1 protein-coding gene is annotated in these 1213 nt (G+C 59.6%); it reads right to left on the bottom strand.

Annotated features, from left to right (window positions below):
• Nucleotides 1-7: 7 nt before the first annotated feature.
• A protein-coding gene (locus tag C8E02_RS06155) for an IS3 family transposase (protein ID WP_425451958.1) occupies nt 8-1143 on the bottom strand; the annotation gives its coding sequence in 2 pieces (ribosomal slippage) (nt 8-888 and nt 888-1143; 1137 coding nt in all).
• Between the last annotated feature and the right edge of the window lie 70 nt (nt 1144-1213).

The following is a 1213-nucleotide window of genomic DNA, read 5'->3' as shown; positions in this document are numbered from 1 at the left end:
AGAAGTCCTAGGTTTGCATGGTAGTGGTACTGCTTGATAGTTCGGTGGCCCGCTGCTGGCGGTAGCGTGCCGCAAACACTGCTGGCGGTATCCGGCCAATCGCGCCGTGGGGGCACACCTGGTTGTAGTCGTCCCGCCAAGCCGCAATGATCTGCCGCGCTTCTGCCAACGAATCGAAGACATGCTCATTCAGGCACTCATCGCGGAATCTGGCATTGAAGCTTTCGACGTAGCCGTTCTGCATCGGCCGGCCCGGCTGAATCAGAATGTGCCGGATACCATGCGTTCGCGCCCACCCCATAAACACACGACTGGTGAACTCTGGCCCATTATCCGTCCTGACTGCCAACGGATAGCCGCGAAATTGCGCCACCTGATCCAGCATGCGCGTGACGTATTGGCCAGACATCGAGAAATCCACCGCAACCTGTACCGCCTCGTGGCTGAAGTCATCGGCTACCGTCAGGCATTTCAAGCGTCGGCCACAGGCTAACTGGTCGCTGACAAAATCCATGCTCCATACCTCGTTCAACTGCGTGGCCGCCTGCAGTGGCGTACGCACGCCAGTGAGCTTGCGCCGGCGGTTGCGTCGCCTGACGGCGAGACCCTGCTCGCGGTACAAGCGGTAAACCCGTTTGTGATTGATGGCTGGGAATTCGTGACGCAGCAGATCATGCACCCGCCGGTAACCAAAACGGCGGCGTGTCTGCGCGATCTCGACGATGCGTGCCGTCAGCTGACACGTCAGCGCATCCGCCTGCGGCGGATGCCGCCAGGCATCTCGGGAGAGCCCCACAAGCCGGCAGGCGCGGCGCTCTGATAGCGCCAATCCACTGCTCAACATGACGCTAATGGCCTGCCGCTTGGCCTGCGGGGCTAACGCTTTACCCCGAAGGCGACCTTGAGGGCTTCGATGTCGAGATGGGCCTCGGCCAGCAACTTCTTGAGACGGGCGTTCTCGGCCTCCAGATCTCGGGCGCGCTGGAGCTCGGCGACATTCATGCCGCCGTATCGGCTTCGCCACTTGTAGAAGGTGGCCTCGGAGAAACCACCCTGCCGGCAGACCTCCTTGATAGCCATGCTCAGTTCGGCCTGTTTGAGAAAGCCAATGATCTGTTCTTCTGTGAATCTGCTCTTCTTCATGTCCGTCATTCTCCTTCAGTGACGGACTTCTCTCTACTTTTGATTGGTAAGACCTAAGGGGTGCAGATCA

Source organism: Vogesella indigofera (assembly GCF_003633895.1).
Classification (GTDB): Bacteria; Pseudomonadota; Gammaproteobacteria; order Burkholderiales; family Chromobacteriaceae; genus Vogesella; species Vogesella indigofera.
This window is presented reverse-complemented; position numbering and strand designations above follow the sequence as displayed.